The organism is Streptomyces sp. NPDC006687 (assembly GCF_040636215.1).
Taxonomy (GTDB): domain Bacteria; phylum Actinomycetota; class Actinomycetes; order Streptomycetales; family Streptomycetaceae; genus Streptomyces.
Genome location: NZ_JBEYJJ010000029.1, coordinates 20,601 through 27,337, shown reverse-complemented (window position 1 = coordinate 27,337; position 6,737 = coordinate 20,601). Strand labels below are relative to the sequence as shown.

General features: G+C 72.1%; 4 protein-coding genes. 3 read left to right on the top strand and 1 reads right to left on the bottom strand.

All coding sequences use genetic code 11. The annotated features are described in order from the left end of the window. The first annotated feature begins 224 nt into the window (after window positions 1-224). The gene (locus ABZ716_RS24400; protein WP_358810066.1) at window positions 225-4,010 is read left to right on the top strand and encodes an ABC transporter ATP-binding protein; all 3,786 of its coding nucleotides are present in this window, start codon (window positions 225-227) and stop codon (window positions 4,008-4,010) included. A 43-nt stretch (window positions 4,011-4,053) separates the two neighbouring features. Here ABZ716_RS24400 and ABZ716_RS24395 read toward each other — a convergent pair whose 3' ends face one another. Next, window positions 4,054-4,608: an EF-hand domain-containing protein gene (locus ABZ716_RS24395; protein ID WP_358810065.1), complete on the bottom strand. Its 555-nt coding sequence runs from the start codon at window positions 4,606-4,608 to the stop codon at window positions 4,054-4,056. A 127-nt stretch (window positions 4,609-4,735) separates the two neighbouring features. Between ABZ716_RS24395 and ABZ716_RS24390 the strand changes: the two genes are divergently transcribed. Beyond that, the gene (locus ABZ716_RS24390) at window positions 4,736-5,134 is read left to right on the top strand and encodes a hypothetical protein (protein ID WP_351885379.1); all 399 of its coding nucleotides are present in this window, start codon (window positions 4,736-4,738) and stop codon (window positions 5,132-5,134) included. A gap of 86 nt (window positions 5,135-5,220) precedes the next feature. Then, the gene (locus ABZ716_RS24385; protein ID WP_358961698.1) at window positions 5,221-6,699 is read left to right on the top strand and encodes an aminopeptidase; all 1,479 of its coding nucleotides are present in this window, start codon (window positions 5,221-5,223) and stop codon (window positions 6,697-6,699) included. Window positions 6,700-6,737: the final 38 nt, after the last annotated feature.

The following is a 6,737-nucleotide window of genomic DNA, read 5'->3' as shown; positions in this document are numbered from 1 at the left end:
CCTCCACACCTACAACCACCACCGCTGCCACACCGCACTCGACGGACACCCGCCCATCACCCGCGTCAACAACCCTGCAGGTCAATACACCTAGCCCGTCCGGGCGCTCCCGGCGTGCGCCGGAGGCGCCGCACGCGGATGTTCGGATTGTTGCGGCGGGATGAAATACGCCGGTCGGAGCGTTGGGGGTCTCGGCAGGACAGGACCTACGGGGAGGCACCCACGTGACGGCGGCAGGGGAGAAACAGGGCTGGGGCAGGCGGCTGGCCGCCTACACCTGGCGGTACAGACTCAACGTGCTGCTGGCACTCGGCTCCTCGCTGGCCGGCATGGCCGTCATGGCGCTCGTCCCGCTCGTCACCCGCGTGATCATCGACGAGGTCATCGGGGAGAAGAGCAAGCCGATGGGGCCCTGGGCCGGCCTGCTCGTCGGCGCCGCCCTGCTGGTCTACGTGCTCACCTACATCCGCCGCTACTACGGCGGCCGCCTCGCCCTCGACGTGCAGCACGACCTGCGCACCGAGATGTACGCCACCATCGCCCGCCTCGACGGGCGGCGGCAGGACGAGCTGTCCACCGGGCAGGTCGTCGGGCGGGCCACCACCGACCTCCAGCTGATCCAGGGGCTGCTGTTCATGCTGCCCATGACCATCGGCAACTTCCTGCTGTTCGGGATATCCCTGGGCGTCATGGTCTGGCTGTCGCCGCTGCTGACCGTGGTCGCCCTGCTGATGGCCCCCGCGCTGTGGTTCATCGCCAAGCGCAGCCGCAAGAAGCTCTTCCCCGCCACCTGGTACGCCCAGGCCCAGGCCGCCGCCGTCGCCGGCGTCGTCGACGGGGCCGTCACCGGGGTGCGCGTCGTCAAGGGGTTCGGGCAGGAGGAGCAGGAGACCGGCAAGCTCCGCGAGGCCGGCCGGCGCCTGTTCGGCGGCCGGATGCGCGCCATCCGGATGAACTCCCGCTACACCCCCGCCCTCCAGGCCGTCCCCGCGCTGGGGCAGGTCGCCATGCTGGCCCTCGGCGGCTGGCTGGCCACGCGCGGGCACATCACCCTCGGTACCTTCGTCGCCTTCTCCACCTACCTCGCCCAGCTCGTCGGCCCCGTCCGCATGCTCGCCATGGTGCTCACCGTCGGCCAGCAGGCCCGCGCCGGTGTGGAGCGGGTCTTCGAGCTCATCGACACCGAGCCGGTGATCGAGGAGGGCACGCGGGAACTGCCCGCCGACGCCCCCGCCACCGTCGCCTTCGAGGACGTCCGCTTCGGCTACGACCCCGAGCGGCCCGTCCTCGACGGGTTCTCGCTGAGCATCGCCGAGGGCGAGACCGTCGCCGTCGTGGGGGCCTCCGGCTCCGGCAAGTCCACCGTCTCCCTCCTCCTGCCGCGGTTCTACGACGCCGACCACGGCACCGTCCGCGTCGGCGGCCACGACGTGCGCGAGCTGACGTACGACTCCCTGCGTGCCGCCATCGGCCTGGTGCCCGAGGACTCCTTCCTCTTCTCCGACACGATCCGGGCCAACATCGCCTTCGGCCGCCCGGAGGCCACCGACGAGGAGATACGCGCGGCCGCCCGCGCGGCCCAAGCGGAATCGTTTATTCAGGCGCTGCCCGACGGCTACGACACCAAGGTCGGCGAACAGGGCCTGACCCTCTCCGGCGGCCAGCGCCAGCGCATCGCGCTCGCCCGCGCCCTGCTGACCGACCCCCGGCTGCTCCTCCTCGACGACGCCACCTCCGCCGTGGACGCCCGCGTCGAGCACGAGATCCACGAGGCACTGCGCGCCGTCATGGCCGGCCGGACCACCCTGCTGATCGCCCACCGCCGCTCCACCCTCGCCCTCGCCGACCGGATCGCCGTACTCGACGGCGGCCGCCTCGCCGATGTCGGCACGCACGAGGAGCTGGAGCGCCGCTCGCCCCTCTACCGCCGCCTGCTGACCGACCCCGAGGCCCTCGGCGCCGGCTCCCCGCGCACCTCCGACGCGCCCTCCATGACCGAGTTCGAACGCGACATCCAGCGCGACGGCCAGCGCGACCTCGAACGGGACATCGAGCTGGAGGCCGAGATCGACTCCGAGCAGGTGAGCGCCAAGCGGCGCGTCGCCGACGGGGTCACCCCCGAGCTGTGGCGGCGCCGCGACAAGGGCGAGGAGCCCGCGCCCGGCGCCACCCCCGAGCTGCTCGCCCAGGTCGCCGCCCTCCCGCCGGCCGACGACCGGCCCGAGGTGGACGAGGCCCGCGCCGCGTCCGCCGAGGAGAGCTATGGACTGCGCCGGCTGCTGCACGGCTTCTGGGCCCCGCTCGCCATCAGCCTCGGCCTCGTCGCCCTCGACGCCGGCGCCGGTCTGCTGCTGCCGGTCCTGATCCGGCACGGCATCGACCAGGGCGTGGAGAAGGCCGCCCTGGGGGCGGTGTGGGCCGCCTCCGCCCTGGCCCTGGCCCTGGTGGTCGCCCAGTGGGCCGCCCAGGTCGCCGAGACCCGGATGACCGGCCGCACCGGCGAGCGCGTGCTCTACGCCCTGCGCGTCAAGATCTTCGCCCAGCTCCAGCGCCTCGGCCTGGACTACTACGAGCGCGAGCTCACCGGCAAGATCATGACCCGGATGACCACCGACGTGGACTCCCTCTCCAGCTTCCTGCAGACCGGGCTGGTCACCGCCGTCGTCTCCGTCCTGACCTTCTTCGGCATCCTGATCGCCCTGCTCGTCCTCGACGTCGAACTCGCGCTGATCGTCTTCGCGACCCTGCCGGTGCTGGTCCTCGCCACGATCGTCTTCCGCCGCAAGTCGGTCGCCGCGTACGAGCTCGCCCGCGACCGGGTCGGCCTGGTCAACGCCGACCTCCAGGAGTCCGTGGCCGGGCTGCGCCTGGTGCAGGCGTTCCGCCGCCAGCACTCCGGCGCCGGCCGCTTCGCCGAGCGCAGCGACTCCTACCGCCAGGCCCGGGTACGCGGCCAGTGGCTGATATCCGTCTACTTCCCCTTCGTCCAGCTGCTGTCCTCGGGCGCGGCGGCGGCCGTGCTGATCGTCGGCGCGGGCCGGGTGGAGGCGGCCACCCTCACCACCGGCGCGCTGGTGGCGTACCTGCTCTACATCGACCTGTTCTTCGCCCCGGTCCAGCAGCTCTCCCAGGTCTTCGACGGCTACCAGCAGGCCACCGTCTCCCTCGGCCGCATCCAGGACCTGCTGCGCGAGCCCACCACCACCCCGGCCCCGGCCGCCCCCCGCGAGGTGGCCGCGCTGCGCGGCGAGATCGCCTTCGAGGACGTGCGCTTCGCGTACGCCACCGCGGAGGAGCGGGGTGAGAAGGGCGAGGCGCTGCGCGGCATCAGCCTGCGGATCCCGGCGGGGCAGACCGTCGCCTTCGTCGGGGAGACCGGCGCGGGGAAGTCCACCCTGGTCAAGATGGTGGCCCGGTTCTACGACCCGACCGCCGGCCGGGTCACCGCCGACGGCGCCGACCTGCGGGAGCTGGACCTGACCGGGTACCGCCACCGGCTGGGCGTCGTCCCCCAGGAGCCGTACCTCTTCCCGGGGACGGTCCGCGACGCCATCGCCTACGGGCGGCCGGAGGCGAGCGACGCGGAGGTGGAGGCCGCCGCCCGCGCGGTCGGCGCCCACGACATGATCGCCACCCTCGACGGCGGCTACCTGGCCACCGTCAGCGAACGCGGCCGCAACCTCTCCGCGGGCCAGCGCCAGCTGATCGCCCTGGCCCGCGCCGAGCTCGTCGACCCGGACGTGCTGCTGCTGGACGAGGCCACCGCCGCCCTGGACCTCGCCACCGAGGCCCAGGTCAACCAGGCCACCGACCGGCTCGCGGGCAAGCGCACCACCCTGGTGGTGGCGCACCGGCTGACCACCGCCGCCCGCGCCGACCGGGTGGTGGTCATGGACCGGGGCCGGGTCGTGGAGGACGGCACCCACACCGAACTGCTGGCCCGGGGCGGCCGCTACGCCGAGCTGTGGCGGACCTTCGCCGGCGAGGACGAGCCGGCGGCCGCCGCGTAGCGGGCCCCCCAGGAGGAGTACGCCCCGGGTAGCGGAGCGGGTGTCAGAGCTCGCCGAAGAGCAGGTTGCCCGGGGCGTCCTCGTCTTCACCGGTGTAGTACTCGCGTACCGCGTCCAGGAGCTCGTCCAGCGACAGGTAGCCGTCGTGGTTCTTGTCGATCCGCGCGAAGAGGGCGTCCGCGTCGGCCGGCTCCAGCCGGGTGTCGAAGGCCAGCTGCGCCTTGTGGAACTCCTCGGGGCTGATGTGCCCGTCCCCGTTGGTGTCCGCCACGGTGAGCATCGCCTTCATCATCGGCCGGAACGACTTCTCGTAGGCCGGCCCGCCGTCCTTGTACAGGCGGGTCATCCCGTCGCGGTACTGCTGCGGGGACAGCTTCTGGTCCTGGCCGACGCCCAGCTCGTTGAAGAGCTCCACCCAGAAGTCGGTCAGCCCGCGGAACACCTCCACCGCCTTGGGGGAGTCGGCGGGCTCGGCCAGCGCGGTCAGCAGCCGGGAGCCGAGAGCGATCATGTCCTTCTCGTCGATCACGCCGTTGTCGTCCGCGTCCAGGTGCGCGAACGCGCGCTCCAGCTTCCGGTCGAGCAGGTCGGTCGTCATGGGCGGGGGCCTTTCATGGCTACGGAATGCAAGGGATCGATCGCCCAGGGTAGTGCAACCTTCCGGGGGTCCGGCGCGTCGTATGTACACCAGTACGTGGTACGTACGACGGATCGGGGGGCCGGGGATGTCTCAGGGGTGGAAGGCGCGGGGGCGGGTGCCGCTGGGGGCGGCCGGGGCCGCGCTCTGGCTGGCCGTCGGCGGCGTGTTCGCGGCGGCGCCGCAGGCCGCGGCCGCCACCGGCGGCTGCGCGGGAGAGCTGGTCCGCACGCTGCCGCTGCCGGACGCCGAGGTGCGGGTCTACCGGAGCCGGGCGCAGGTCTGCGCGGTGACCGTCGCCCTGCACCCCGGGCAGCGCCGCCACCTCGCGGTGAGCGTTCAGCCGCGCGGCGGGGTCCCGGTGGGCGATGCGGGGCAATTCACCCGGTACGCGGGCCCCGTCACCGTGGGTGCGATCAGCCGATGTGTGTATGTAAAGGGGAGTGTGGCGGCCGGATCCGTGGAGTCCGGCTGGATCCTGTGCTGACGCCGAGGCCCAACCGGTACTGTTCACGGGCGTGTTGGCCCCGCTAGGTTCACGGCGACCACCAGTGGACCGAATGGGGAGAGTGCATGCGCAAGACGCTTGGCCGGCTGCTGCCGCTCGCGGTGCTGATCGGCACCTTCGGCTCGGCCGGACTCACGGCTCAGGCGGCCATCGCCGCAGAGCCGTCCGCCGCACCGACCACCGCCGGGCAGGGCACCAGCAGACAGGGCGCCACCGCGGACATCAAGGACCGGATCCTCGCCATCCCGGGCATGAGCCTGATCGAGGAGAAGCCGTACCCCGGCTACCGGTTCTTCGTCCTGAACTACGAACAGCCCGTCGACCACCACCAGCCGTGGAAGGGCACCTTCAAGCAGCGCATCACCCTGCTGCACAAGGACGACTCCCGGCCGACCGTGTTCTACACCTCCGGCTACAACGTCAACACCAACCCCCGCCGGGCGGAGCCGACGACCATAGTCGACGGCAACCAGGTGTCCATGGAGTATCGGTTCTTCAACCCGTCCCGCCCCGACCCGGCGGACTGGTCGAAGCTCGACATCTGGCAGGCCGCGAGCGACCAGCACCGGATCTACACCGCCCTGAAGCAGATCTACACCAAGAACTGGCTCGCCACCGGCGCCAGCAAGGGCGGTATGACGGCGACGTACTACGAACGCTTCTACCCGCGCGACATGGACGGCGTCGTCGCCTACGTCGCCCCCAACGACGTGGTCAACAAGGAGGACTCGGCCTACGACCGGTTCTTCACCAAGGTCGGCACCAAGGAGTGCCGCGACAAGCTGGCCGCCGTCCAGCGCGAGGCCCTGACCCGCCGTGAGCCGCTGGAGGCCAAGTACAAGGAGGCCGCCGCCGCCAACGGCTGGACCTTCAACACCGTCGGCAGCCTGGACAAGGCGTTCGAGGCCGTCGTCCTCGACTACACCTGGGCCTTCTGGCAGTACAGCCTGCTCTCCGACTGCGCGACGCTCCCGGACGCCAGGACCGCGACGGACCAGCAGATCTGGGACAGCGTCGACACCATCTCCGGCTTCTCGGCCTACGCCGACCAGGGCCTGGAGACCTACACGCCGTACTACTACCAGGCCGGCACCCAGCTCGGCTCGCCCGACATCAAGCAGCCCTGGCTGAAGGGCCTCAGCCGCTACGGCTACCAGCCGCCGCGCAACTTCGTCCCGCGCGACATCCCCATGACCTTCCGGCCGGGGGCCATGGCGGACGTGGACACCTGGGTGCGCAACAACGCCCACCAGATGCTCTTCGTGTACGGGCAGAACGACCCGTGGGGCGCCGAGCCCTTCCACGTCGGCTACGGGACGACCGACAGCTACGTGATGATCGCACCGGGCGCCAACCACGGGGCCAACGTCGCCAAGCTCCAGGACGGCGAGAAGGCCCTGGCCACCGCGAGGATCCAGCAGTGGGCCGGAGTGGCCCCCGCCGCCGACGCCTCCGGCCGGCAGGCCGCCCCGCCGGCCCCGCTGGCCGCCCCGGACCCCGAGCTCGACCGGACCGACCTGCGCCACGAGTCCCTGCGGCCGTAACGGCCCGGGCGGCCCCCGCCGGGCCGCGGGCCGGGCGA

Bases quoted from the DNA above. Each gene is read 5' to 3' on its own strand.
- ABZ716_RS24395 (WP_358810065.1), bottom strand. From the start codon at position 4,608: ATGACGACCGACCTGCTCGACCGGAAGCTGGAGCGCGCGTTCGCGCAC.
- ABZ716_RS24390 (WP_351885379.1), top strand. From the start codon at position 4,736: ATGTCTCAGGGGTGGAAGGCGCGGGGGCGGGTGCCGCTGGGGGCGGCC.
- ABZ716_RS24385 (WP_358961698.1), top strand. From the start codon at position 5,221: ATGCGCAAGACGCTTGGCCGGCTGCTGCCGCTCGCGGTGCTGATCGGC.